The sequence below is a fragment of the Fischerella major NIES-592 genome, from assembly GCF_001904645.1.
In the GTDB taxonomy this organism is placed as follows: domain Bacteria; phylum Cyanobacteriota; class Cyanobacteriia; order Cyanobacteriales; family Nostocaceae; genus Fischerella; species Fischerella thermalis.
Genome location: NZ_MRCA01000005.1, coordinates 247,230 through 273,299 on the forward strand (window position 1 = coordinate 247,230; position 26,070 = coordinate 273,299).

General features: G+C 41.4%; 21 protein-coding genes. 7 read left to right on the forward strand and 14 right to left on the reverse strand.

The window, feature by feature from the left end:
- The first annotated feature begins 149 nt into the window (after positions 1-149).
- From NIES592_RS11880 to atpC, 4 genes are all read left to right on the forward strand, one after another.
- Positions 150-1,199: a glycosyltransferase family 2 protein gene (locus NIES592_RS11880; RefSeq protein WP_073555832.1), complete on the forward strand. Its 1,050-nt coding sequence runs from the start codon at positions 150-152 to the stop codon at positions 1,197-1,199.
- A 179-nt stretch (positions 1,200-1,378) separates the two neighbouring features.
- Complete coding sequence (locus NIES592_RS11885) at positions 1,379-3,217, forward strand: ABC transporter ATP-binding protein (RefSeq protein WP_073555833.1); 1,839 nt, start codon at positions 1,379-1,381, stop codon at positions 3,215-3,217.
- 283 nt (positions 3,218-3,500) lie between these two features.
- The gene (gene atpD, locus NIES592_RS11890) at positions 3,501-4,949 is read left to right on the forward strand and encodes a F0F1 ATP synthase subunit beta (protein WP_073555834.1); all 1,449 of its coding nucleotides are present in this window, start codon (positions 3,501-3,503) and stop codon (positions 4,947-4,949) included.
- Between the two features lie 90 nt (positions 4,950-5,039).
- Positions 5,040-5,453: an ATP synthase F1 subunit epsilon gene (atpC, locus tag NIES592_RS11895; protein ID WP_009453844.1), complete on the forward strand. Its 414-nt coding sequence runs from the start codon at positions 5,040-5,042 to the stop codon at positions 5,451-5,453.
- A 247-nt stretch (positions 5,454-5,700) separates the two neighbouring features.
- Here the strand turns inward: atpC and NIES592_RS11900 are convergent, their stop codons facing one another.
- The 4 genes from NIES592_RS11900 to NIES592_RS11915 form a co-directional block, all read right to left on the reverse strand.
- Positions 5,701-6,006, reverse strand: a complete 306-nt coding sequence (locus NIES592_RS11900) for a 30S ribosomal protein PSRP-3 (RefSeq protein WP_305887800.1) — start codon at positions 6,004-6,006, stop codon at positions 5,701-5,703.
- A gap of 287 nt (positions 6,007-6,293) precedes the next feature.
- Positions 6,294-8,912, reverse strand: coding sequence for an ATP-dependent chaperone ClpB (clpB, locus tag NIES592_RS11905; protein WP_073555835.1), 2,619 nt, complete (start codon positions 8,910-8,912; stop codon positions 6,294-6,296).
- Positions 8,913-9,103: 191 nt separating this feature from the next.
- The gene (locus NIES592_RS11910; protein ID WP_073555836.1) at positions 9,104-10,921 is read right to left on the reverse strand and encodes an autotransporter domain-containing protein; all 1,818 of its coding nucleotides are present in this window, start codon (positions 10,919-10,921) and stop codon (positions 9,104-9,106) included.
- Between the two features lie 160 nt (positions 10,922-11,081).
- A complete protein-coding gene (locus NIES592_RS11915) occupies positions 11,082-11,909 on the reverse strand; it encodes an ABC transporter permease (RefSeq protein ID WP_073555837.1) in 828 nt (275 codons plus the stop codon).
- A 282-nt stretch (positions 11,910-12,191) separates the two neighbouring features.
- Between NIES592_RS11915 and NIES592_RS11920 the strand changes: the two genes are divergently transcribed.
- Positions 12,192-12,728 (forward strand): DUF3172 domain-containing protein, encoded by a 537-nt coding sequence (locus NIES592_RS11920; protein WP_009453838.1) that lies wholly within the window; start codon positions 12,192-12,194, stop codon positions 12,726-12,728.
- Between the two features lie 110 nt (positions 12,729-12,838).
- Here the strand turns inward: NIES592_RS11920 and NIES592_RS11925 are convergent, their stop codons facing one another.
- The 10 genes from NIES592_RS11925 to nfi form a co-directional block, all read right to left on the reverse strand.
- Positions 12,839-13,801 carry an AMIN domain-containing protein gene (locus tag NIES592_RS11925; protein ID WP_073555838.1) on the reverse strand — a complete coding sequence of 321 codons (963 nt, stop codon included), beginning with the start codon at positions 13,799-13,801 and terminating at the stop codon, positions 12,839-12,841.
- A 246-nt stretch (positions 13,802-14,047) separates the two neighbouring features.
- A complete protein-coding gene (locus NIES592_RS11930) occupies positions 14,048-14,572 on the reverse strand; it encodes a hypothetical protein (protein WP_073555839.1) in 525 nt (174 codons plus the stop codon).
- An 84-nt stretch (positions 14,573-14,656) separates the two neighbouring features.
- Positions 14,657-16,834 (reverse strand): cation:proton antiporter, encoded by a 2,178-nt coding sequence (locus NIES592_RS11935; RefSeq protein ID WP_073555840.1) that lies wholly within the window; start codon positions 16,832-16,834, stop codon positions 14,657-14,659.
- Between the two features lie 191 nt (positions 16,835-17,025).
- Positions 17,026-17,586 (reverse strand): adenylyl-sulfate kinase, encoded by a 561-nt coding sequence (gene cysC / locus NIES592_RS11940; RefSeq protein WP_256678120.1) that lies wholly within the window; start codon positions 17,584-17,586, stop codon positions 17,026-17,028.
- A gap of 129 nt (positions 17,587-17,715) precedes the next feature.
- Positions 17,716-18,309, reverse strand: a complete 594-nt coding sequence (cysC, locus tag NIES592_RS11945; protein WP_062246599.1) for an adenylyl-sulfate kinase — start codon at positions 18,307-18,309, stop codon at positions 17,716-17,718.
- A gap of 350 nt (positions 18,310-18,659) precedes the next feature.
- Complete coding sequence (locus NIES592_RS11950) at positions 18,660-19,094, reverse strand: hypothetical protein (RefSeq protein WP_073555908.1); 435 nt, start codon at positions 19,092-19,094, stop codon at positions 18,660-18,662.
- Positions 19,095-19,448: 354 nt separating this feature from the next.
- Positions 19,449-20,183, reverse strand: a complete 735-nt coding sequence (locus tag NIES592_RS11955; protein ID WP_062246602.1) for a GDSL-type esterase/lipase family protein — start codon at positions 20,181-20,183, stop codon at positions 19,449-19,451.
- Between the two features lie 398 nt (positions 20,184-20,581).
- Positions 20,582-22,612, reverse strand: a complete 2,031-nt coding sequence (locus NIES592_RS11960) for an FHA domain-containing protein (protein WP_073555842.1) — start codon at positions 22,610-22,612, stop codon at positions 20,582-20,584.
- 115 nt (positions 22,613-22,727) lie between these two features.
- Positions 22,728-23,378 carry an FHA domain-containing protein gene (locus NIES592_RS11965; protein WP_062246606.1) on the reverse strand — a complete coding sequence of 217 codons (651 nt, stop codon included), beginning with the start codon at positions 23,376-23,378 and terminating at the stop codon, positions 22,728-22,730.
- A 297-nt stretch (positions 23,379-23,675) separates the two neighbouring features.
- Complete coding sequence (gene nfi, locus NIES592_RS11970; RefSeq protein WP_073555843.1) at positions 23,676-24,341, reverse strand: deoxyribonuclease V; 666 nt, start codon at positions 24,339-24,341, stop codon at positions 23,676-23,678.
- Positions 24,342-24,605: 264 nt separating this feature from the next.
- Here nfi and NIES592_RS11975 point away from each other — a divergent pair, with 264 nt between their 5' ends.
- Together NIES592_RS11975 and NIES592_RS11980 are read left to right on the forward strand one after the other, a co-directional pair.
- Entirely contained in the window at positions 24,606-25,451 is an 846-nt protein-coding gene (locus tag NIES592_RS11975) for a prohibitin family protein (protein ID WP_073555844.1), read from the forward strand.
- Positions 25,452-25,463: 12 nt separating this feature from the next.
- Positions 25,464-26,066, forward strand: a complete 603-nt coding sequence (locus tag NIES592_RS11980; protein WP_073555845.1) for a site-2 protease family protein — start codon at positions 25,464-25,466, stop codon at positions 26,064-26,066.
- Positions 26,067-26,070 lie beyond the last annotated feature (4 nt).

The window sequence follows — 26,070 nt, forward strand, 5'->3', positions numbered from 1 at the left end:
GCGGGGGGTTTCCAACAAAGAGCGACTGGCGTGGAGTGTGGAGAGATGGGAAGCCAATAATAAATTAACTACTAATGCACAGATGCGAGGAATATCGCGTCTCTACCCACTAACCACCAACAACCAACTATCGACTACGAACAAAAATTATGAACAAGCCACAAGTTACCATAATTGTTTCTCAACGTGAACGTTTTAGCTACACTCGCGAATCACTGGAAAGTATTTACGAAAATACTCATGTACCTTTTTCTCTAGTTTACATAGATGGTAATTCCCCGCCTAAGATTGCTGGCTATCTTGAGGAACAGGCGCGCGAGAAAGAATTTGATTTGATTCGTACTGAGTATTACCTTTCACCAAACCAAGCCCGTAATTTGGGTTTACATCAAGTTAAGACCGAGTATGTTGTATTCATTGATAATGATGTGATTGTGAATCCGGGTTGGCTAGACCATTTACTCCTGTGTGCTGAACAAACAAAAGCAACTGTTGTTTGTCCCCTTACCTGCATTGGTGAACCTTTGGGAGAGACTATCCACTTAGCAGGTGGTGAAGCACACATTGTTGTCGAAACCCAAGAAAATAACCAAGTCAAGCGAAGAGTACATGAAAAACATTACTTCGTTAATCGCAAAGTTGCTGAGGTGCGTAACCAGCTGCACCGTCAACAGTGCGAGTTTGCGGAATTTCATTGTATGTTAGTCCGCACTGAAATTTTTGAGCAGATTGGACTTTTAGATGAAGGACTGCTAAGTACACGGGAACATATTGATTTTTGTCTGACTGTAACTAACGCTGGAGGTACGGTTTATTGTGAACCTGCTTCGATAGTTACCTACGTACCAGGATTGAAGTTACAAATACCCGAACTTGTCTTCTTTATGCTGCGCTGGAGTGATGCTTGGGAAACTGCCAGTTTAGAACACTTTGCCCAAAAATGGCAACTGACAACCAAGGACAAATACTTCAAAAAACGCTACAAGCGGATGGGACATCGCCGCCACCAAGCATTCTTGAAACCGCTGCTGCATCGCCTTACCTTCGGGACAAAGCCTTTATGGTTAGAAAAATGGGCGATTTCGCTGGAAAAGAAGTTAAACCAATATATAAGCGATCGCTACACCCTAAATCATACAAGTTATACCCAATCAGTAGCACAGAGTGACAAAGCTGAACACGAATTAGTATCCCTTTAGAAGCAGATCTGATGTAAGTTGTGAAGCTACGACAAAATTTTTGTTTGGAAATCGACCACCGATGCACACGGATGCACACAGATAAACACGAATAAAATCTGTGTTCATCTGTGTTCATCTGTGTTCGTAATTAAAAATTATCCTGATTTTTTGATAAATGAGGAGGGAAATAAATCAAAATGGCGCGTCCTGACCGCAAAAGTTTGAGGGCAGCCTTACCAGGAATAGTGCGGATTTTGCGGCGATTTTCACCCCAAATCCGCCAACAGAAAAACCTGCTGGTAGTATCCTTTGTGGCGCTGATCGCAGAAATTTTCTTACACCTACTAGAACCCTGGCCACTAAAATTCATTTTTGACTATATTCTGTTACCTGGTTTTAAAACCCAGCCCTTGGGTATTCCTTTTCTGGATGAACTCAGTCCTTTTGCCTTACTTACTACCTTAACTTTAGCGCTAGTTGCGATCGCTGCTCTGCGTGCTACTGCTGCTTACTTCAGTGTTGTGGGTATGTCCTTGGCAGCAACCAACATCCTCACAGAAATTCGCGCTGTTCTCTACAGTCACTTGCAACGGCTTTCTCTATCTTTTCACCACAAAGCCAAAAGTGGTGACCTCATTACTCGCGTTACCTCTGATATTGACCGACTACGGGAAGTGACTGTCATGGCTGTCATGCCCCTACTTGCTCATTCTTTAACTCTAGTCGGTATGATCGCGGTCATGTTCTGGCTGCATTGGGAACTAGCACTCATTGCTATTGCTGTGTTTCCCCTATTTATATTTTCCACGATGCGCCTGACAAAACGTATCCGCCAGGTGGTACGCCAACAACGCCAACGCGAAGGGGCAATGGCTGCAACCGCAGCCGAATCTATCGGTGCCATCAAAATTGTGCAGGCGCTTTCTCTGCAAGATATGTTGGAGAATACTTTTTTCAGCCACAACCGCCAAAGTTTAAAAGACAGTGCCAAAGCCCAAAGACTAGCAGCAGGTTTAGAACGGATGGTGGAATTGTTGGTGGGGGTTTCCATTGCTTTGGTGTTATGGCGAGGAGTGCAGTTAGTATTAAGACAATCCCTTACCCCTGGGGATTTGTTAGTATTTGTCAACTATCTCCGCATTGCCTTTAAACCGATGCGCCAGCTTGCCAAATACACTGGGCAAATTGCCAAAGCTACCGCTTCCGGTGAACGTGTTTTGGATGTGTTAGACATCGTACCTGATATCCGCGATGCCCGTGGAGCAATTGAGGCGCCACCTTTGAAGGGAACTGTGCAGTTTAAAAATGTTTCCTTTGCCTACGAACAAAATAAAAGTATATTAAAAGACTTAAATTTTGTAGTATATTCTGGTCAACACGTAGCCTTATTAGGGCCTTCTGGCGGAGGTAAATCTACCTTAGTTAGTCTATTGTTGCGTCTCTACGATCCTTTAGAGGGTCAGATTTTGATTGATGGGCATGATGTTAGAGAATACAAACTGCATTCTTTGCGGCAACAAATCAGTGTCGTGTTACAAGATAGTATTCTCTTTGCTGCTAGTGTCAAAGATAACATTGCCTACGGTTGTTTACAAGCCTCCGACCAAGAGATAGAACAAGCTGCCCGTTTGGCAAATGCCCACAATTTTATTATGGCCTTGCCCCAAGGTTACGATACTATCTTGGGTGAACGGGGGGCGACTCTTTCTGGTGGACAAAGACAAAGAATTGCGATCGCCCGTGCAGCAGTACGTCAAGCTCCCATTGTCATTTTAGATGAGCCAACCACAGGCTTAGACCAAGAAAACGAACACGCTGTGAATGAAGCGCTCGAGCGTTTGACCAAAGGACGCACCACTTTTTTAATTTCCCACAATCTGAAACCAGTTGTACAAGCTGACTTGATTCTTTACATCGAAGGCGGAAAAATTTTAGAAAAGGGTACTCATATAGAATTGATACGTCTAGGTGGACGCTATGCGGCTATGTATGCTCTCCAGTCTACAGAGGGTAATGACTTGATGGCTATGCAATGAAAATTAGTCTGTCAGAAGAGTTAGGACTAATTTCCACTTTTGCTCTGATTTTTTACCTGAGTTTACGAAATAGGACTAAAACCATGTGTATTTCATCAATAGTGAAATGGCATGGCTTCGCTCTCTCTGCTGATCTGTAGGGAGGGCTGTTTTTTTGAAGAAATAGCTAATGAATTTATGCCAAATTCTGGCGTCGTTCAGTGCTACTCTTGAAGATGACATAGCTTAATTTTAAGTCTCTTACGACCCTATCTGAAATATAGCTTCAATCAATAGACTCAGCATGGTCACCACAGCAGAAAAAACAAACATTGGTTACATTACCCAAATCATTGGGCCGGTTGTAGATGTAAAATTCCCTAGCGGAAAAATGCCACCAATCTACAACGCTTTGCGCGTCTCAGGCACTAACGAAGCTGGACAGAAAATCGCAATTACCTGCGAAGTACAGCAACTGCTTGGTGACAATCAGGTGCGGGCTGTGGCAATGACTTCCACCGACGGCTTAGTGCGTGGTATGGAAGCTGTCGATACTGGCGCTCCCATTAGCGTACCTGTTGGTAAAGCCACCCTGGGTCGGATCTTCAACGTCCTGGGCGAACCTGTGGACAATAGAGGACCTGTCAACACTGAAGAGAAACTGCCTATCCACCGTCCTGCTCCCAAACTCACTGAACTGGAAACCAAACCTTCCGTGTTTGAGACTGGGATTAAAGTTGTTGACCTGCTGACTCCCTACCGTCGTGGCGGTAAGATTGGTCTGTTCGGTGGTGCAGGCGTCGGCAAAACCGTGATCATGATGGAGTTGATTAACAACATCGCGACTCAACACGGTGGTGTGTCCGTGTTCGCTGGCGTGGGAGAGCGCACTCGCGAGGGCAATGACCTCTACAACGAAATGATCGAATCTGGGGTTATCAACAAAGACAACCTCAACGAATCTAAAATTGCTCTCGTTTACGGTCAGATGAACGAGCCACCCGGAGCTAGAATGCGTGTTGGTCTGTCTGGTTTGACTATGGCAGAATACTTCCGGGATGTGAACAAGCAGGATGTACTGTTGTTTATCGATAACATCTTCCGTTTCGTGCAAGCTGGTTCTGAAGTATCAGCGCTGTTAGGACGGATGCCTTCTGCGGTGGGATATCAGCCAACATTGGGTACAGATGTGGGTGAACTACAAGAGCGCATCACCTCTACCAACGAAGGTTCTATTACCTCTATCCAAGCTGTGTACGTACCTGCGGACGACTTGACTGACCCCGCACCCGCTACTACCTTTGCTCACTTGGATGGAACCACTGTATTGTCTCGTGGTTTGGCAGCGAAGGGCATTTATCCGGCGGTAGATCCTCTGGGTTCTACTTCCACCATGTTACAGCCCAACATAGTTGGTGATGAACACTACAATACCGCTCGTGCTGTCCAAGCAACTCTACAGCGTTACAAAGAATTACAAGACATCATCGCCATTCTGGGTTTGGATGAATTGTCTGAAGATGACCGTCTAGTTGTAGCAAGGGCGCGCAAAATCGAGCGCTTCCTGTCTCAGCCGTTCTTCGTAGCAGAAGTATTCACCGGTTCTCCTGGTAAATACGTGAAGTTGGAAGACACAATCAAAGGCTTTAACATGATTCTGGCAGGTGAGTTGGACGACTTGCCAGAGCAAGCATTCTACATGGTCGGTAGCATTGACGAAGCCATTGCTAAAGCTGAAAAACTCAAAGGGTAATTAGTTAGTGGTTGTTAGTTGGTAGTTAGTGGTAACAGCTACTAACTACTAGCTACTAACCACTAACCACTAACTACTAACAAAAGACATATGCCATTAACCGTTCGTGTAATTTCTCCGGATAAAACAATCTGGGACGCTGCTGCTGAAGAAGTGATTTTACCTAGCACCACTGGTCAATTGGGTATCCTCACCGGACACGCACCACTATTAACTGCCTTGGATACTGGTGTGATGCGAGTACGTCCTAGTAAAAATCAAGGCTGGACACCCATTGCGCTTATGGGTGGATTTGCTGAAGTTGAAGAAGATGAAGTAACCATTCTAGTTAATGGTGCTGAACGTGGTGACAGCATTGATCTTGAAGAAGCTCGTGCTGCTTTTAACGAAGCCCAAGCTCGTTTAGGTCAAGTTAAAGAAGGCGATCGCCAAGGTCAAATCCAAGCCAATCAAGCTTTTAAACGCGCCCGCGCTCGTTTTCAAGCTGCTGGTGGCATGGTATAATTAAAAACCCGGTTCCTTCGAGAAACCGGGTTTTTGCTAAGTGTTAGATTTTATAAAAATTAATTAATTTGACGTCAAAGTTAACGTCTTCATAAAGTTTTGGATAACGCATAGTCAAATTCGGTCGATTCAAGCTCATCCCCAGACTAAAATTTGGGGATAAGCTTAACTATACATAGATTCGCTAAGGATGAATGACGAAGTGTGAAGTATTAATAATTTTAATCCTTCTGCCTTCTGCCTTCTTCTAGGCGCTACCTGTGAAGGTAACATCAGGGAATTTCCCTTGTGCTTCTGACATCGGGCGGTTTCTGCCTTCCTCTTGCCAGTAGTTGATAACTTCGGTAGCTTTATTGAGCAACTCTACCCGATCTACTTCAGTAATCCAGTGTTTTGACTCTAGCTCTTTTTTGAGTTCTTCCCAGGCATCATTTCTGGGCCAGAAAAAGTACTTTGTCAAAGGACTAGTACCTTTACCTACCACCTGATCAACCGCCAAGGCGACGTTCTCATCTAACCACAATATCTTCAAAATGAACTTGGACAATCGCACCTCCGCGAAATTTCCGGGCAATACTTAACTAATGACAGCGATCGCTTATTTTATCGCAATCCTTGCCGAGTGGACAAATTGAGTGGGGTCGCTGGAGTTCTTTTCCTTCTACTACTGTTGACGATTTCTACTGTTTTAACTCCTCCTAAGTGTAAAAAACCTAGGCCTGTCAAACCCTGACCCTCCCCTTATAAAGAGGAGGGAACAGGATTTGTTGTTTCCCCGCTTGACAAGGGGGACTAAGGGGGGTATTTAAGTGTTCGTACAAGATGTCTACTGAATGACTGTTAAGTTGTCAATATTTCAGCAGGTAAGCGCTTGAAGGAAAGGCGCTCATTCTCAATATCTACAAATATGGTATCGCCATCGTTGAATTCGCCGCGCAAAATTGCTTTGGCAATTGGTGTTTCTAACTCCCGTTGAATAGCACGCTTGAGTGGACGCGCACCAAACACCGGGTCATAACCTACTTCGGCTAAAAAGTCAAGAGCAGCATCCGAAAGCTTCAATGATATCTTGCGATCGCCCAATCTTTGCCGTAGTCTTTCGATTTGCAACAGGACGATTTCACGCAATTCTTCTTTCTGCAAGCTGTGGAAGATGATTAACTCGTCAACCCGATTAAGGAATTCTGGACGGAAGGAGTTTCGCAACGCCTCCATCACCCGACTCCGCATTTCCTCGTAACGATTTTCATCACCAGCGACATCGAGGATAAATTGTGAACCAATGTTACTGGTCATGATAATAATGGTGTTCTTGAAGTCTACCGTATGACCTTGAGCATCGGTGACACGTCCATCATCGAGAACTTGCAGCAGGATGTTGAACACATCCGGATGGGCTTTTTCGATTTCGTCGAAGAGAATCACTGCATAGGGGCGACGGCGAATTGATTCGGTTAACTGTCCGCCTTCTTCGTAACCAACATACCCAGGAGGCGCACCAATTAAACGCGAAACGGCGTGTTTTTCCATGTACTCGGACATATCAATCCGTACCATAGCCTCTTCGGTGTCAAATAGGTACGCCGCAAGAGCTTTCGCTAGTTCTGTTTTACCTACACCCGTGGGACCGAGGAAAATAAAGCTAGCGATGGGACGATTGGGATCTGCTAAACCAGCGCGAGAACGCTGAATCGCGTCTGCAACAGCTGTAACTGCTTCTTCTTGTCCAACCACACGGCGATGTAGTTCATCTTCTAAGTGCAGTAGTTTTTCTTTTTCCGATTCCACCAACTTGCTGATGGGGATACCCGTCCACTTAGAAATCACTTCGGCGATGTCCGATTCGGTGACTTCTTCCCGCAGCAGAGATTTACCAGTGTGTTGAGTTTGGGCTAACTCAGATTCTGCGGCTTCGAGTTTGCGGTGCAAATCGGTTAATTTGCCGTATTTTAACTCAGCAGCGCGGTTGAGGTCGTAATCGCGTTCGGCTTGTTGAATCTCTAAGTTAACGCGGTCGATTTCTTCTTTGACAGACTGAATTTTAGTAATAATATCCTTTTCAGACTGCCATTGAGCATTTAACGCCCGTTGTTCTTCTTTAAGATCCGCTAGTTCTTTTTCTAATCTTTCCAGACGTTCACGAGAAGCTGTGTTACTTTCTTTTTGTAGCGACAACTTCTCCATTTCTAACTGCAAGATTTTGCGATCGATTTCGTCGAGTTCTTCTGGCTTGGAGGTGATCTCCATTTTCAACCTGGCGGCTGCTTCGTCTACCAAATCAATGGCTTTGTCTGGTAAAAAGCGATCGCTAATATATCGACTCGACAGTGTCGCCGCCGCTACTAAAGCATTATCGGAGATTTTCACCCCGTGATGCAGTTCGTAGCGTTCTTTCAACCCGCGCAGAATCGAGATCGTATCTTCTACACTTGGTTGATCGACATATACTTGCTGGAAGCGTCGCTCCAAAGCGGCGTCTTTTTCAATATACTTACGGTATTCATCTAAAGTTGTCGCACCGATACAGCGCAATTCACCCCGCGCCAACATTGGTTTGAGCAAGTTGCTAGCATCCATTGCGCCTTGGGTAGCACCTGCACCGACAACGGTATGAATTTCATCAATAAATAGGATAATATTACCGCCGGATTCGGTGACTTCTTTTAAGACTGCTTTGAGACGTTCTTCAAATTCACCCCGGAATTTTGCCCCTGCAATCAAAGCACCCATATCCAAAGCCATCAACTTGCGGTCTTTGAGAGACTGGGGTACATCACCAGCTACAATGCGCTGGGCTAAGCCTTCGACAATTGCAGTTTTACCAACACCTGGTTCCCCAATTAATACAGGGTTATTCTTGGTGCGGCGAGAGAGAATTTGAATCGTGCGGCGAATTTCGTCATCTCGTCCAATCACTGGGTCAAGTTTACCTTGACGGGCGGCTTCAGTGAGGTCACGCCCATACTTCTCCAGTGCTTGGTATTTACCTTCTGGATTTTGGTCGGTCACTTTCTGGCTTCCCCGAATTTGTTTAATAGTATCTTTTAATTTTCTTTCGTCTAATCCGAATTCTTGGAATAGACTTTTACCAAAGCGATCATCTTTGGCGTAAGCAAGTAATAAATGTTCTATCGATATATATTCGTCACCAAACTCCTTACGATAGCCTTCAGCCCGATCTAGGAGAGAATCCAAGCTGCGTCCCAGGTAAACAGAATTGATGCTTCCCGAGACTCTTGGCTGACGTTGGATGAATTGGTCTGTGCGATCGCGTAATTTTTGCAGATTCACACCTGCTTTCGTCAAAATCGGGCCTGCTAGTCCTTCCTGTTCCAGCAGCGCCTTCATCAGATGTTCGCTTTCGATTTGCTGATGGTGATTTTGTTTGGCAATATCAGGAGTATGCGCGATCGCTTCCCACGCTTTTTCTGTAAATTGGTTTGGGTTAGTTGGTTGCATAGGCTTTTTGAGGAACGAACAACAACACGCGCAAATATAATTTTTGTTCTTATATGGTCATTTTAAAAAGAAGCGGGTCAATAGCTAGATCGGTCTTCACGTCTTTTTCAAGTAGTAATACCGTCCGTGTGTGGGGAGGTGGTATGACCGATACTTCTTTGATGGTACAAGCCTCTAGATTTATCTGTGGATTAAAATTGATAGCGAATTTCTCCCTTAATTGCATTGTTACTAAAATCTTCTCTGCCGATCATAATTTCGTAGTTGATCGCACTTGCAAAATTTTTAGAAAATAGAATCTGTGTCCCTGCACTCAATTTAAAATAATCACGGTCAGATTCACTTGTCTGAGTACGCATGGGTATACCTGGTTGAGTCACAAGTTCTGTGGTAATGGTGCGGTGTGTTGGTGCAAATTGATATTCGTAACTTGCGTGGATATTTGGTATGACTGAACCAAAACTGGTTTTCAATTCCACAGCAGCTTGCGTGCCTACACTCACAATAAATGATTCTGTTTGTTGATCATCTACTTTTATATTTAAACTACCTGCACCTGTTTCGGTGTAGCCGTCGATGTTGATGCGATCGTATTTCAAACTAAAGGTAGGACCATAGGAAATATTACCCGATCTGGCAATGTAACCACTTTTTAGGTTCACGGAAAACTGTGTTCCATCAGTTTTAGCTGTAGCTGTGCGGTGATCGAAATCAATTTGACGTTGAATATCAAAGTCGTTATTACCATAGCTAATTACAGCATTGCTGTAGAAGTTTTTCTCGACATAGTTACTATAGACTGAAACAGCATAGCCATCAATTTCGATGTCACCTTGATTTTGATGCAACTCAGTTTCATTATTCACAACACCTAATGCTATTCCTACAGCTAGTTTATCTGTGACGCCATAATCAAAGCCTACAGTAGCACCACCTGTTCTATAGTTGTAATCTGGATGATGTCCACTAGCATCTTGACTACCAAGATTTACATCACCGTTAACAAATACACTCCAGCGATCTGTTGATTGTGTTTGTGAAGTGTTGTGTAGCGCTGACAAACGATCATCGATCAGCTGCGCCTGTCTTTGGGCTATATGCAGAGCGATTTCAGCTTGTGGGACGATCGCAACTGGAGCATTCAAAACTGCATCGGTGTATTCTGCAATAAACTGGTGTCCGCGATCTGTAGGATGAACGTTATCCCAAAATAAATACTCATCAGGATTAGGACAAATTGTAGCTGCTTTTTGATCAAAGCAAGGGTCATTTATATTTGTTAAACCGTATCGATCAGGCTGGTCAATAACTTCGTTAAATAAAGCATTAATATCGAGAGGAATAATGTTAACGTTACGATTTTTGGCAATTTCTTGCAGGGCAGAATTTAAGTTAGAATTGTGACTTTTAATTGCAGTGGTGGTGCTGTCAGCAGTCCCTTGCGATCGCTCTTGCGGAGTTTTGCCCAAGTCTGGTAGGTTAGGCACAATAATATTACGAGCGCCTTTATTGATCAGTGTTGTTATTGCATTAGATAGATTATTTACTACTATTTGTGTATTGGTTGCTCTTTTTTCTATTGGCTTAATTAGGTAATCATTAGCACCAGCCCATAAAATAAATAGGGCATTAGAACTAGGGGTTACTGGTGCAGAAGCAAAATCGTTGATTTGAGATGACAAAGATGGTAGTGGTATTAATAGTGATTCACTCAGGACGTTAGTATTTCCAGATGTGGAGCCACCAGCAGCATAGTTATTAGTATCATTTGCATCAATATTTAAGTATGAACCCAGTACTTCCACCCAAACCGGCCCATTAGAAAATCGTCCTTGAAAGTAAGGTGGACTCAGAGGAATTGTACCCCCTGTGATTCGATATAAGTTGCCATTGTCAGATAAACTGTCACCAAAAATAAAAAGTTGATCGTAATCCCCTGCTAAAGCTTTGAAAGGCAATAAATTAGATACAACAGAAAAGGCGATCGCCACTGGAATTTCTTTGCTCACACCATTTTTTATCAAAATATATTTGGCAAATTCTACTAAATTTCCCAGCAGTAGCGCTCAAGCAAATGCTTAAATTTTATTTGAAGTAATGCAAAGATTATTGGTTAGGGGTTAGTTGTTAATAGTTCCAACCAACCATCAACAATCAACCATCAGTAATTTAATCCTGTTGACGGGAAAATAAATTAGCACCCCACAGAGAAAGAGCGATCGCGATTACTAGTAAAATTGGCACACTATACCAAGGAAACTGTGATAGGGGTAAATAAGCAGCTGCACGTAGTCCGACGCTGGCGTAGGTGAGGGGCAAGAGGTAAACTACTAATTTAAGAATTCCTGGTAATGTACCTGGATCAAAAAATGTCGCCCCTAAGAAAGACATAGGAATGATAATAAAGTTATTGTAGAGTCCCACTGCTTCGAGCGATCGCACTGTCAACCCTACTATTACGCCTAACCCTGCAAAAACGGCACAATTAAGTAATAGCAACAACAAAAATAGAGGATGGAGAAATCTCCAATTTCCGGTAAACAGCAAAGCAACCAAAATTACAGAACCGGAAGTCATCAATCCCCGCACAACTCCTGCTAGCATTTTCCCTATGTGCAACGCTAGGGGATGCACGGGGACTAGTAACAATTCCTCAAAGTTTTTGGTAAACAGTCTGTCTCCACAAATAGAAAATGTCGTTCCACCAAAACTAATTGTCATTGATGATAAAGCCACCATACCCGGCAAAATAAATTCTAGGTAGTTACCATAACTACCGCTAATTCCTGCTCCTGGTCGGATAGAACTTCCTAAACCCAAACCAAATGCCAAAATATATATCAGTGGAGATATTAACCCTGATGCGGCGACTTGGGTAATTCTGACACGTAACTCTAACCAGTCTCCCCAAAAGACAGTGAGAATATCTGCCAAAAGAGTTTGAAATTGCGAAGTTTTAAAGCCCTTATGTGAAAATAGCGATCGCTGATAAATCACTTTCTTGCTGTCATGTATAAAGATATTCTTAATTAATTATTTAACATTTGTTGATATTCTTCCACCAGAAGTAGCAAATGTGGCGTGGTGGGAGGTGGGGAGGACAAGGGAGAAAATTAACTACTAACCACTAACAAATGACAAATGACCAATGACAACCAACAACCAACCAATAACTAAAGTTAAAGACAACTATAGGCAAGAATCGGCATACTGATATATATAAGGAGAGGAACTCAAACCGCTCCCGACTGTCCAAAATGTAAAGAGAATTAAGCGAAAATGAGACGTAAACCTGTTGGTAGAACCACTACACCTCCTAAACCCTCTCTTTTCCAATCCCCTTTGTTTAATTTCACCACTATAGCGATATTGGGAGGGGTGTTCGTTTTAGGTATAGGAATTGGTATCGCTTTTAGTTCTACAGCGACATTTACACCAAGTAACGTGGCTTCCCGGGAATTTATTGATACTAAAGCACCTAATCCTGAGTTATGTGTGCAGTATGGAGCCAGTGCTATGGTCATGGATACTAGGCTATTTGTGACACTCAACCCCTTTAATGTTTATGTTTCTCAACCGAGTATGCGTCCTGGGTGCGTTCTACGTACCAATAACTGGGCAATTTTAGAGCAACGTAAACTGGTAACAAACGAACAGGTTCGAGATTGTAAGAACCGTCTCAATACCTTTGGCTATACAGGTGACTTGGGTGAAAAACCTGATATTAGTTGTGTTTACCAAAATGAAGCAGCGAAAAACTTCTTTGTTACCGAACCAGGAGCAGTTGCACCACCTATAGAAACAGATAGGTTTTAATCATCTATCATTTGTCATTATTAATGTCTTGAGTGATTGGTTGTTAAGTAGTAAGTTCATTGTTGATGAGAACGAACAAACAACAACCAACAAAAGACAAAGAACAAACTTTATTGAGTGTTATTAGGTAGAGGTTTTCCAAACTCAATTGCTCCTGGATTGGGATTGGTGATTTGATTATTAGAGGAGTTTGGGAATGGGTAATTTAGTAAGTCTGGTGTAGGGAAAAAAGGAATACTGTTGAGATTACCAGATTGGTTAGGAAAAATAGCTGGAGGAAGAGTAGAATTTGGCGGTTGAGAAGGGTTATCAGGTAGCAGGGGGGGTACAGTTACCAAAGGTTGTTGGTTGTTGATTGTTGATTGTTGATTGTAGTAAGTTGTGGTTGGTAATTGTTGGTTGTTGATTGTTGATTGTTGATTGTAGTAAGTTGTGGTTGGTAATTGTTGGTTGTTGATTGTTGATTGTTGATTGTAGTAAGTTGTGGTTGGTAATTGTTGGTTGTTGATTGTTGATTGTTGATTGTAGTAAGTTGTGGTTGGGAAAGGTTGATTTTGGGAAGGTGGAGGTGGGTAATATAAACGTGGGTGTGGTATCTGTTGATATGAAGGAAAAATGTTTGTAGGTATTGAATATGTATTGTTACTAACCGTAACAGGACTTAGAACCCAACGTGTAGGATTTTCTGGAGAAACAGGTTGTAGTTGTACCTGGTTAGGGTTTATAAAAGTACCTGGCATCAAGTCCATAACAATGCGAGTTACATCTGCATTTAATTGCGAGACACGAATGCTTTTTATCGCTCCAGAAAAATTTTGTTGAGTGGAAACATAACCCAATTTAGTACTTGGTAAATCTACAACAATACGAGAAGGTTGAGAGAGAAAGAAGTAGCGTGGTTGTGAGGGTGCAGAGAGAATAATTTCTAGCTGTAATGCTTCTGGATCAAAACGCCAATCTTCTAATTTTGATACTGTTTCAGCATTACTCATACCAGCTTCAAGAGTAAATGCTGTATATAGGCTAAATAAGCTAATCTTAAAAAAGAGTTTGTTAGTTAATTTTTCTTTCATTGTTTTATACCAAACATTCAAGGAATACTAGGTTGATCACGATTAAGATTTAAAATATTTTCTCCCTTTTGCCTCCTGACTTGAAAGTAACCTCACCCCGGCTACGCCACCCCTCTCCTTACCAAGGAGAGGGGAACTCGGGACCCCCACTCCCCCAAGGGAGTGGGGATTAGGGGTAGGGGGTGAGGTTTTTCATGCATGACTGTGAAATTTTTTCATCGAGACTGCCTTCTGCTCAGTGAAATTTCAATGATTATTTAACTTTACTGAAGTATCTAGTTTTTGGTTGGGTGTTGCACTAATTTTAATTGGTTTGTTCATACCACTTACTGTTATTTGACCGCTGAGATTATCTTGCTTTTGTATTTGCATTTGTATGTTGACTGTTTTATAATCTTTTTTGTTTTTTGAATTTGCATTCTTGCAAAGAACAGAGTTAAGAACTTGACCCGACAAACTTATATTTTTATTTTTGTATCTACCACTGAGAGTGGGGTGTATTTCTGTATTATATGTTTGTTGGGTATTATTATTTGTTGCTAATAAAGATCCATTTAAGTAAACTCCTGATTGATGAATATTCAAGATGGCTATGTCTGCTTGATTACAATCAGGTAATTTTTCTCCAAATATCAAACGATAGCTTTGTTTGAGAGGAAGAGGGGCTTTTAATTTATTTTCTCCATAATTTGTTACGATTTTAAACAATAGTAAGACTGAACATATAGCTACACCATAAAAAGATATAGATTTGAAATTAAAATGATTCATAAAAATAATAATCTTAGGTAACAATGAATTATAAGTTATGAATGATGAACTTTTTCATCATCCATCATTCATAATTTATAATTTCTAAGTCCTAACTTCTGACTTAAACTCAGTCAGGACAGAGGTGAGATGAGAAATAACTTTACTGTAACGACGGGTAATAAGTAGCGAGGAACGACACTCGATCGCTAGTTCATCTGTATATCTTCCCAATGTTTGGCGTTCTATACCCCAGGTACGGCTTGCGCCTACAATTGTGAGATCAACGCCTCGGGAAGCTGCAACTACGGCTTGGATAGGCTCTGTATCTGAGATTGTGTTGATGGTAACGCGATCGCTCACGCCATGAGGCAATTGTTCCATTAAAGTTTGCAGTTCATAACTTAATTCGTCTTTGACCTGATGAGCTGATAGCACCTGTAATACTTGCAAATAGGAAGTGTCACGATTTACCAGTAGTCTTAAAGCCAGGATGAGTGCCAAATCATCATGGATATTACCAGAATAGGGTACTAACAAACTTTCTAAGCGTTCTTCACCTCGATCAATAAATACTGCGACATCAACTGGGGCAGTTATGAGAATTTGACCAACTCGCCCACCCAAGCGATTATTACTAAAAGCTGGACGATGCCATCCGACAATCACTAAATCAGCTTGTTCAAGTGCAGCTATCTGTGTAGTTTCCCGTGCAACGTTATTAGAAACACGAACTATGGGATGAACATAAGAACGTGCTGCTGGTGGTTCTAAGCGTTGAATCAATTCATCTAAAAGTTGACGTCGTTCTTGAATTAACCTGGTTGCCTCAACTGGTGTACTCTCATAGGCATAGTCTTCTTGTAATTGAATCAGGCTGAGGGGATTAACAATAGCAGGTTGTTGGAAATTAACTGCGATCGCCACTGCTAATTGCACTAAACCTTTTTGGGTATCTGGGTTGGCTACTGGTACTAAAACTCTGTAAGGACGACCAGGAATCTCACCACCAATAACTGTTTCACTTTCTGTTTCTGGTTCTGATTCTACTACGTTTAACTTGATTAGTTTTTTCGGGTAAGTCCACTCTAATAGTGGTGAGGTCATAAATGTAGTCACTAAGGCCATGATTACCAACATGGTAAAGAGTAAAGGTGAAATTACTCCCAACTCCAAACCAATATTGAGTACTATTAGCTCGGTTAAACCACGAGTATTCATTAACCAACCGAGTGCGGAGGCTTCTCGCTTGTTAATGCCGCTAACTCTAGCTGCTACATATGTGCCTAGATATTTACCTGCGATCGCTACTATTAACACCAGTCCACATAATAACCATAATTCCGGACTGTTAAGCAGACCTATTTGCGTCCTCAGACCACTGTAGGCAAAAAACACTGGCAAGAGAAAAATCAAGACAAAATCTTCTGTTTTCAGTGCTAATTCTCTGACCAAACCAGCATTCTTAGGCATGATTGCCCCTAGTAAAAATGCCCCAAAAATCAAGTGAATACCAATGAGTTCTGTAATCAGTGCGGAAGCAACTACTCCAGCATAAATTAACGCTAAAACTAATTGGTTGAGGCGTCCAGTACGGCGATAGTAGGTAGCAAGGCGAGAGAGAAAATTTTGCCCTAATGTCACCATTACGCCGATATAAATCAAGCTTTCAACGATGGTAGGAAAAGCACCAGCAATGCTACCTGTGCGTGCTACTGCGATCGCTACTGCCAAAACGCACCAAGCGGTGACATCATCTACAGCAGCACAAGTCAATGCCAATGTTCCCAAGCGTGTTCCTTGGAGGTTATTTTCTGTAATAATTCGCGCCAGTACCGGAAAAGCAGTAATTGACATTGCTGCTCCCAAAAATAAGGCAAAGGCGGTAAAAGAAACACTAGCGTTAGAAATCAATGGATAAAGAAGTAACGCTAGCAGAGTTCCCAAGGAAAACGGTACTAAAATACTGACATGTGAGGTCAAAACCGCTATTTCCAAATTACCACTGAGGTATTTGGGATTTAACTCCAGCCCGATGAGAAACATGAAAAATATTAAGCCGACCTGAGACAGAACATTCAAAAAAGGAACTGTTTCAGGAGGGAACAAGGTAGCTGATAGTCCTGGAGCAACCAAACCAAATAGAGAGGGACCGAGCATAATTCCCGCTACAATTTCTCCGATCACTAATGGTTGGTTAATCCACCGGAATGCCAATCCTACTAGCCGAGACAGCCCAATGACAATCAGCACCTCAATTAAAACGAGAACAACCGTGTGCATAGTTTCCTCACAAGCGACTATCCGGTGTCCCTTAGATGATTCTGTAAATCGCTTGATGATGTCAACCTTTATAGATCACACAACTGCAATTATCATTCAGATTTGATGTTAATTGTTATTACAAAGAAAGACAGAAATTTAAAATAGGGATTTAGCTTTAGTCCCTAATTCTTATGTTTCTAATTTTTTGATTAGTATAAATTATTTGTTTTCTCACTCAAAACATTGATGTAACCGAGTTCTGCCATTTTTAGCAAAACTTTATTGGCACTCTCTTCTATAGTTTCTAAATCAGTACGACACTCGAGTGTAGGATTTAAAGGTGGTTCGTATGGATCATCAATTCCAGTAAAGTTTTTAATCTGCCCAGCCCTAGCTTTTTGATAAAGTCCTTTGATATCTCGCTTTTCACAAATATCTAGAGATGCATTGACATAAACCTCAATAAAATTGCCTATTGAGTTACGTACCTCTTCCCGGATGTGGCGGTAAGGGGAGACGGCAGAAACTAATACAATGACATCGTTGCGAGTTAATAGTTTAGCGACAAAACCAATGCGACGGATGTTTTCATCCCTATCTGCTTTGCTAAAACCTAAATCATTGGTGAGATTTTCACGTAATAAATCATCGTCTAAAATTTCAATTTGATAACCAAGCGATCGCAACTCGCCAGCAACTACTCGACTGACTGTGGTTTTGCCAGCACCGCTTAGCCCTGTAAACCATACGGTCACACCACGTTGTAGCATTTTCTCATACATCCTGTTTTTTATACACCGCTAAATTATTGCTGACAGGGAGACAAGGGAAGGAGGAAAAGGAATACATGGGGACAAGGAAGAATTTCTCCCTTGTCTGTGAGTGTGTATGTGTTCTACCTAAATACTGTATTCCAATAGGGGCTTAGCAGGAATATAATTTCGCTGTTCCAGATAAGCTGTTACCTTAGCAATGCTATCTTCTATTGTTTCTTCTGCGGTATAGCAAACAATATCAGGATTGAGGGGTTCTTCGTACGGGTCATCGACTCCTGTAAAAGCTTTAATTTCTCCAACTCTAGCCATAGCATAGAGTCCTTTAATATCTCGTGCTTCACAAATTGCTAAAGGTGCATTGACATAAACTTCTACAAAATTTTTCGTAGTTTGTCGTAGTTCTTCTCTAGCATCGCGATAAGGGCTAATAGCAGCAACAATTGCTATTACTCCATTACGGCTGAGTAAATTTGCCACAAAGCCAATGCGACGGACGTTGACGTTACGGTCTTCTCTACTAAAACCCAAACCTTTAGATAAGTTTTTTCTAATTGCATCACCATCTAAAACTTCAACTAATTGACTGCGTTCTCTGAGTTCACGTTCTAATCCTTGAGCAATTGTAGTTTTACCAGAAGCACTAAGTCCTGTTAGCCAAATTACTAAACCTTCAGATGTTTGCACTGATTTTTTTATACTGGGAATTGCGTGTATCATAGAAGCTTGACTTGATAAAAAGTTTTACTTTTGCTAATTTTAATTCACTTAAGCTGCAACGATTTGACACGATCCTAGAATTATTCCAGATTTTATTATGTGTTTATCTATACTTACAAGGGTATATTTGCTGAACTATTATTAATAATGGGAAATGGGTAATCGGTAATTAGGATACTGATGATTTGTTGATGTCCGATGCCCAATGCCCAAGTTTTATATAGTAAGCAATTAGCCAGACTTGATATAATTCAAATTGAAATTTCTAGAATAAATAAAAATAAAACCCCCATAATTACAAATTATAAGGATTTCAGAAAAACTGATAACTGATAACTGTTAACTGAAGATTAAAGCCATTGTCCTCCATGAAAACGCCACCGAGGAAATAAAATTCGCATAATTGATTGGGAAGCAATAAAAACGGCTAACCAAACCATACCGTAATGTAAGATTATTAGGAAAAATGGTAATTCTTCTTTTGGAACAGGTGTTGGTAAAAAACCAATAATCTTAACACCACAAACTACAAAAACAAATTCCCAAACACCAGCTAGTAGTTGATATAATGCAGGCCAGTCTCTATCCCAACGTCTTTTTTGAATTTGGTCATATACTATATCCCAAAAAATTCCAAAAATGGCGACGTAGGCAATTATCCAAAAATAAATAATGCCAGGTTGGAAACCAATTAAACCTATTGCAAAGATTATGGATATGAATGTGCCTACAGTTGCTAATAATAATAATCGAGTTTGCCAGCGGCCTAATAAAGTAGGAGTCATACAATTTTGGATTTTGGATTTTGGATTTTGGATTTTGGATTGATTCCACAAATAAATCGTCTTTGTTATAAGATCAAGTAATGATTGGTGATATTTGCAGAATACAAAATTACGTCTAATGTGAATTAACAAAAGCGCTAATAGATCATGGAAAATACTCAACAAACCAATGGCCACCCAACCACCCATGAAAGATCCATCTGTGTTATCTGTGTTTATCGGTGTGTATCGGTGGTCGATTTCTAAAAAAACGTTTTTTACCAGGCGCAAGGAATATTGCGTCTCCATATTCAATTCATATCAGGCGTAAATTTAAAGTTCAAAATTCCAAAGTTAAGAATTTTTGATCTTATTTCAGATAGTATCTTTGTTTGAGGCTGGAGAATAGGATTTATGTTGAAAAGTGGCGATCGCTTCCCAATTAATGACATCTGCCAATAAAGCTTGATAACCTGATGTATTAGGGTGAAGACCGTCATGACTGAGACGTTTTAACCACCACTGTTCACCACGTTCCATCCATTTCTGGAAAATGTCAAGATAGGGAATTCCTCTTTGTAGACAAGCAATTCGAGTTGCTTCTTTGTAGCGATACTGATCGGTATGATTGTAATACAAGCAGTCCAGGAATGGCATTTTGGACTCATCAACTGGTGTCATACCTACAAATAACACAGGACATAATTGCTGGGCCATTTCTAGTAAGAAAGTTATTTGTAACTGAAAAGCTGCAAAATCTGTATAGTTGCGTCCATTTGGACGACCTAACCGGGCTGAATCATTGACACCAACTGAGAGAACGATTAAATCTGGAACTTGATTGCGTAGTTCGCCACGATGCCGAAACTCTACTTCTAGTCTTTGAGCAACTTGTTGGACGCGATCGCCCCGTACGCCCAAATTATAGATGATGTGACCAGCACTGTCAGGTGACATCCACTGTCGCCGGAGTCGTTCAACCCAGCCACCTCCCTCTGGATCACCGAATCCATAGACTAAACTGTCTCCCAGTGCGACAATCTTTAAGGGTTGACTTTTGGTTGGTCGAGTAGACAGCTGCATGGAAGAAGGTGTTAAAAATAACTGCATTTGAAAAAACTATATTTTATATCTTTACAGAATTCTATACATTTCTACACCATTTCAGAGTATCTAATTTTCTGCAAATAACTTCTTTTCACACAGTTTTTACACAAGACAATAGCAATTGTCTTGCCGTTCTGGATTGGATTAATTAAACTTTAAAATTGAGCTACCAAGCATTCTACTACTGACTGTCTTTACAATAAATTCATAAACCATAGAAGTAAATACGGAAATTGGTAATGGTCAGTGGTTATTTGTCAATGGTCAAGGGTCATTGTTAGTGGTTAGTGGTTGATTGGTTTAATACTTACCCCCCCTCTCACACTCCTCACGCTCCTCACACTCCACCCTGCGGGAAGCCGCTACCGCGTCTACACACCCCTCATACTCTCCCCAACACCCTAAGGCGATTGATTAAACACCCACTTTAACCATTGCCCAAGGGAGCTAATGGGGTTGAGACTATGCACACCAGGGGCGCGGGCGGTGGCTAGACCATCTACAGCACGTAAGCAGGCATATTGCAAGCCAAGGAAACTGTCAACTGCTGCGTAGGGTCCGCCGAAAGTAATTGCTCCTGCGGCATAAACTTTACCTTGAGCGTTACGCATTTCTACTAACTCAAAGTCGTTAGCCACGGCCAAACGCCCTACAGGATTGAGTGGTAAGTGATAATGTTCGACTAAATCTTTGAGTAATGGGCTTTCTTTGACTTTGGCATCAAGACCAGTAGCATCAATAATAAAATCAACGGCAGGGAGTTGAATTTCGCCAAAGTCTTTGTCTTGAATGTAGGCAATGAGATGTTTTTGTGCGTCCTGTTCAACTCTGGTGACGACAGCAAATTGAATTTTATACCAGCCTTCTCTCAGTCCAACCTCTGTGATAAACTGCCAGTCTAAGCGGTCAGCAGTTGTAGTTCCACCCCATACTTTGTTAGATATTAATTCTTTACGCTGCTCTGGGCTGGCTTTTTCTAGGACTTCTCGTAATTCCCCACCCCAACAAGCTTTGGGCCAGTTAAATGGTTGCAACTCGATATGATGTTTGACGATGCGCTGGGAAGTACCGTATTTATTACCTTGGGGTTTTGGCGATCGCATTAAATGCAAAATAGAAATATTCGGATTTCTCTTGCGTGCCTCATAGATGCGTTGCACAATTCGAGAAGCAACAATTCCTCGTCCTTGAATTAAGACTCTACCACCCTGGCGTTCCAATAGTTCATAGACATGGTTGTGGTCTTCGTAAGCATTCACAACCGACCTAAAATCTTTGTATCTCTCCCGATAAGCTTGTAAATGGGGAAGAAATTGCAGTGCTGGATAACCAGTCGCCAAGTGCAAATAACGGCTGACAAAAAAGGCATGATTCCCGCGTCCACGAGAATAGGCTACACAATACCTGCCATCATCTGTTTTCCTAATTGCCAAGACTCGTCCAAAGCGATAAATCTTGTCCCAACCGATGCGTCTTGCTTCTCGGTCGATGGAATCAAATACATTACCTGCACGGGGTGTATAGGTTTCAGCAAAAGTAGGTTCAGCAAAAACTTTCCATAGATGTTTGATAGACTGATCAATTCTGCCTTTGCCAAAGTCATGCCAAGCTTCTCGCAAAGCATAGCTAGGCCAACCCCAAATATTATCAGGACAAGAGTCAGAATTGGAACGCAATCTTTCGTGTAAAGGAATTTGGGAATTCATACATAGAAGTTTGTAACGGGCATAGGGTTCTTTATCTATACCCAGTGCTACTATTTTGTCAGTCTTTACACCACATAATCTTAGTAAATCTACCCAAATAAAACTACCTAATCCTGCTCCCACAGTTAAATAATAAGTTTCATCTACAGGCATACCGGTTGCATGAAGTGCCTGGACAGGGACAAGTTCTTGCTGAAAGACTGGTGGCGGGAAATTACTACCTAGTGGTGTTACCACTTGTGGAGCTAAAGTAGGGTCTGGGAGGTTAGTGTTGGGGTTGAAGATAATGACAGAATTTCCACTGGGGGCTGGTGGGGAAGAAATAGGAGGACTAGGTGGTATGGGTGGTATAGGTGGGGGTGGTATAGGTGGACTAGCCGGAACAGAGGCGGCAAAGGTTACAGAAATGACGTAAGGGCCTATTTGTAAAATATCGCCACTATTGATTACAGCCCGTGTTTGGCGTTGGCCATTGATGTAGATACCATTGACACTACCTTGGTCTGTCACCGCCAGTTGGTTTTGTTCCCATTCAATCAAGGCATGGAAGCGAGAAACTTGGTCATGATTTAATAGCATCCGGGCTACTGGCTGTCCTCTAAGTTCAGCAGGCATCCGGGCAAATTCTCTACCGAAGGCAATAGGTACTCTCAACCTTGGTTCTCGTCGTTCTCCTGTAACTGGATCTTGCCAGAGTAATTGAATTTCTAAAGAACCGTTATTCATAAGTATTTCTATTGATAAGTTAAGTAAATATAGCTTATGTAATGGTTGTTATTAATTTAGTAGTTATGTTTATTTTCTCCCCTGTCTCCTTTGTCTCCTTGTTATTTGCAAGCCCCTAATGACTCGGTGGTACTAAGACGCTGAGGGCATCTTGTAAAGAATGACCACAGTGCTGACAGCCTAGTAGCAAGTCTTTATACGAAGAAAGTTTTTTACATCTGGGACATTGCAAACCATAAACGCCTTGTGGTTGTGGTTGCTGTTGCACAGCGGGAGTGACGGGATGATGTGCTGCTTGTGGTTGTGGTTGCCGGGGTGGTGTAGGTTGGTGATAATTGGGATGTGCCTGTGGTTGTGCTACTGGTACTGGCGGAGGATTGGTAGCTTGTGGTTGTGGTGGTGTCAAAATGGTTGGTGGTACAGTGCTACCCCCTGGCACAGAAACTTCTGTGACTTTGAGTAGTTGCTGTCCTAAATAAATAATGCTGCCTTCACGCAGAGGTATTTCACCTTGAACGAGTTTCTGTCCATCTACAAGGGGAGGATTTTGTTCACGCAAATTTTTCATCAAAAAACGCTGCTGCTGGGCGTTAAAAAAGATTTCTACGTGTAAGCCTGACACTGTAGGATGACTCAAAACAATATCACACCGGACTGGATCGCGACCAATACGGATAGTGCCAGGATTTTTACTTGGTTGTTTTTCGTGGATTTTCTGAATTTTTATTTGACCGGCGTCTTGCCACTGTAAAGTTAGTGCGTTCATTGTTCTCCCCCCAAAACTTATATCTTATATACAATTCCTCCCTGTGCGATTCCTAACACGATAAGGCAGGTGCAAGCAACTAATTACAACATATTTAGATGAAACTTTAGAAAGTAATTTATTTTGATAGTTGTAGAGACGTGCCATGGCACGTCTCTACAGGATTTAATGTACCGTGATTAACATGAAATGGTATTAGTGTTGCTTTGCGTAAAATTATGGTGTTTGTAAACGCAGAGGGACGCAAAGGTAGCGCAAAGGTTCGCGGAGTATTTACGAGTTTGTGGAATTTTGTGCTTAGCGATCGCTTGCCAGTTTGTCAGCAATTCGTGTAGTTTCTGGTAAGCGATATTTTGGTGTGCAGCGTAATACATAGTCAATTGCTGTAGGTAGACTAATGCGATGTCCACTAGAAACATATAGAGGCTTGACTCCGACACGGGTTCGCAAGACAGCCCCGACTATTTGACCTTTATGTGTTAAGGGTTGCCAACTACCTCGTGTGTCGGGTAGTTCTTGATGTTTACCAACAAGTAATGATTTTGCTACACCAATTGTAGGTATATCTACGATAATGCCCAAATGGCAAGCTATACCAAATCGTCGAGGATGGGCTATTCCTTGACCATCACATAAAATTAAATCTGGTGTAATTTTTATCTTTTCTAAGGCATCTAAGACAGCAGGTATTTCCCGAAATGAAAGGAAGCCAGGAATGTAGGGAAAAGATGTGGCACGACGTGCTAAGCTCGTTTCTTGTAATTCCAATTCTGGAAAACTTAGCACTGCTACTGCTGCTCTGCTAATAGTACCATCAGCTTCAAAACCCATATCGACACCAGCAACATATTGTACAGGTTGCTGGAGTTGATCTGAGGTAATTACTTCAGTCTGCATTTGTTCTTGAATAGCGATCGCTTCCTCTACACTCAGAGTCCAAGCATGACGTTGACTAATCTTCATATCTAATTTTCTGGGTGGTGAATGACTACTACCCGGTAGAAAATGATTTTTCCGAAATCACTAAAGGAAATTGTGTATCTAACAATATCATTCATTAATGTTAGAAATATTGTAACTTTTTGTTAAAGATCAGATAGCGAATTTATTTTTACTAGATTAGTAGTTAGACACATAAATTAAGCGATGTGTGTTGTGAGTACTGCACTACTCATTGACTCAATATTTCCCCTTATTTCAATATACTTTACTGGGAATAATACAAGTATGCATAGCACTAGAAGAAACATAGAAAGAAACTTTCCATTTGGTTTTTATTTGGGTGGAGGAGTGATGGTATTAATCTTGGCATTTATTTTTCGCCCCTTTACGATTGTAAACGCCGGAGAAAGGGGTGTTGTCATGCAATTTGGCAAAGTTCAAGACAGGGTATTAGATGAAGGTATCCACCCAATTATGCCAGTAGTCACATCTGTAAGAAAATTGAATGTTAGAGTTGCTAAAAATAGTTTTAAAGCTGATGCTGCTTCTCGTGATTTGCAAAAAGTTACAACCGAACTTGCTGTCAATTGGCATATAGATCCAACACGGATAAATAAAGTTTTCCAAAAAGTTGGAGATAATGAACAAATTGTTTTGGGAATTATGACTCCCGCAGTTTCTGAAGTTTTGAAAGCAGCTACTGCTAAAAAAACAGCAGAAGAAATCATCACCAAGAGAACAGAATTAAAACAAGAAATTGATAATGATTTAAAAACTCGTCTTGCTGCTTATGGTGTAATTGTTGATGATGTATCTTTAGTCGATTTTGCTTTTTCTCCAGAGTTTAGTCGGGCGATTGAAGCTAAACAAATAGCTGAACAAGAAGCTAAACAGGCAGAATTTATTGCGAAAAAAGCAACCCAAGAAGCACAAGCAGACATTAACCGTGCTAAAGGTCAAGCAGAAGCACAAAAATTATTAAGACTAACTTTAACTCCAGAGTTGTTGCAAAAGCAAGCAATAGAAAAATGGGATGGACATTTTCCCACAGTCATGGGTGGTAATGGCAGCTTGCCATTGATTAATATTAATCCTGCTAATTTAAACTCTCAAAAACCAGCTAATCAGTAGCTGCTTGAAACTATGTTTCTCGAAACACTAATTGTTAGTCCAATAGTCTTTTTGAGAGTGGTGGTCATTGTCATCATCTCAATTAGTTTACATGAAATTGCTCATGGCTTAGTTGCTTTGAGTCAAGGAGACGACACTCCCTGTAAACAAGGACATATTACTCTTAATCCTCTAGTGCACATGGGTTGGGAATCACTGATATTTCTGTGTGTAGCTGGTATTGCTTGGGGAAAAATGCCAATTAATGCCTCTAATTTTCGTTCACAAAGATTAGGTAATATTTTAGTATCCACAGCAGGCCCATTGTGCAATTTAGTTTTAGCTTTTTTATGTATGGGACTGCTAAAATTACTTGCTGATTGTACATACGCAGAATTTTTTAGTTTCCAATTCTTTTATATGTCAGCACACATAAACTTGATGCTGTTCTTGTTTAATCTCTTACCTATTCCACCCTTAGACAGTTTCTATATCTTCAGCGAAATATTCCCAATCTTAAAACCACTGCAATATACCTACTTTGGATTGTTTGCTTTAATGATGCTATTTTTGATTCCTGAGTTTGGTGATGGATTAAGTGCGATCGCTGTATTTATTTTACAGACAGTTTCATAACTTG

Bases quoted from the DNA above. Each gene is read 5' to 3' on its own strand.
- NIES592_RS11880 (WP_073555832.1), top strand. From the start codon at position 150: ATGAACAAGCCACAAGTTACCATAATTGTTTCTCAACGTGAACGTTTT.
- NIES592_RS11885 (WP_073555833.1), top strand. From the start codon at position 1,379: ATGGCGCGTCCTGACCGCAAAAGTTTGAGGGCAGCCTTACCAGGAATA.
- atpD (WP_073555834.1), top strand. From the start codon at position 3,501: ATGGTCACCACAGCAGAAAAAACAAACATTGGTTACATTACCCAAATC.
- atpC (WP_009453844.1), top strand. From the start codon at position 5,040: ATGCCATTAACCGTTCGTGTAATTTCTCCGGATAAAACAATCTGGGAC.
- clpB (WP_073555835.1), bottom strand. From the start codon at position 8,912: ATGCAACCAACTAACCCAAACCAATTTACAGAAAAAGCGTGGGAAGCG.
- NIES592_RS11920 (WP_009453838.1), top strand. From the start codon at position 12,192: ATGAGACGTAAACCTGTTGGTAGAACCACTACACCTCCTAAACCCTCT.
- NIES592_RS11925 (WP_073555838.1), bottom strand. From the start codon at position 13,801: ATGAAAGAAAAATTAACTAACAAACTCTTTTTTAAGATTAGCTTATTT.
- NIES592_RS11930 (WP_073555839.1), bottom strand. From the start codon at position 14,572: ATGAATCATTTTAATTTCAAATCTATATCTTTTTATGGTGTAGCTATA.
- NIES592_RS11935 (WP_073555840.1), bottom strand. From the start codon at position 16,834: ATGCACACGGTTGTTCTCGTTTTAATTGAGGTGCTGATTGTCATTGGG.
- cysC (WP_256678120.1), bottom strand. From the start codon at position 17,586: ATGCTACAACGTGGTGTGACCGTATGGTTTACAGGGCTAAGCGGTGCT.
- cysC (WP_062246599.1), bottom strand. From the start codon at position 18,309: ATGATACACGCAATTCCCAGTATAAAAAAATCAGTGCAAACATCTGAA.
- NIES592_RS11950 (WP_073555908.1), bottom strand. From the start codon at position 19,094: ATGACTCCTACTTTATTAGGCCGCTGGCAAACTCGATTATTATTATTA.
- NIES592_RS11955 (WP_062246602.1), bottom strand. From the start codon at position 20,183: ATGCAGTTATTTTTAACACCTTCTTCCATGCAGCTGTCTACTCGACCA.
- NIES592_RS11960 (WP_073555842.1), bottom strand. From the start codon at position 22,612: ATGAATAACGGTTCTTTAGAAATTCAATTACTCTGGCAAGATCCAGTT.
- NIES592_RS11965 (WP_062246606.1), bottom strand. From the start codon at position 23,378: ATGAACGCACTAACTTTACAGTGGCAAGACGCCGGTCAAATAAAAATT.
- nfi (WP_073555843.1), bottom strand. From the start codon at position 24,341: ATGAAGATTAGTCAACGTCATGCTTGGACTCTGAGTGTAGAGGAAGCG.
- NIES592_RS11975 (WP_073555844.1), top strand. From the start codon at position 24,606: ATGCATAGCACTAGAAGAAACATAGAAAGAAACTTTCCATTTGGTTTT.
- NIES592_RS11980 (WP_073555845.1), top strand. From the start codon at position 25,464: ATGTTTCTCGAAACACTAATTGTTAGTCCAATAGTCTTTTTGAGAGTG.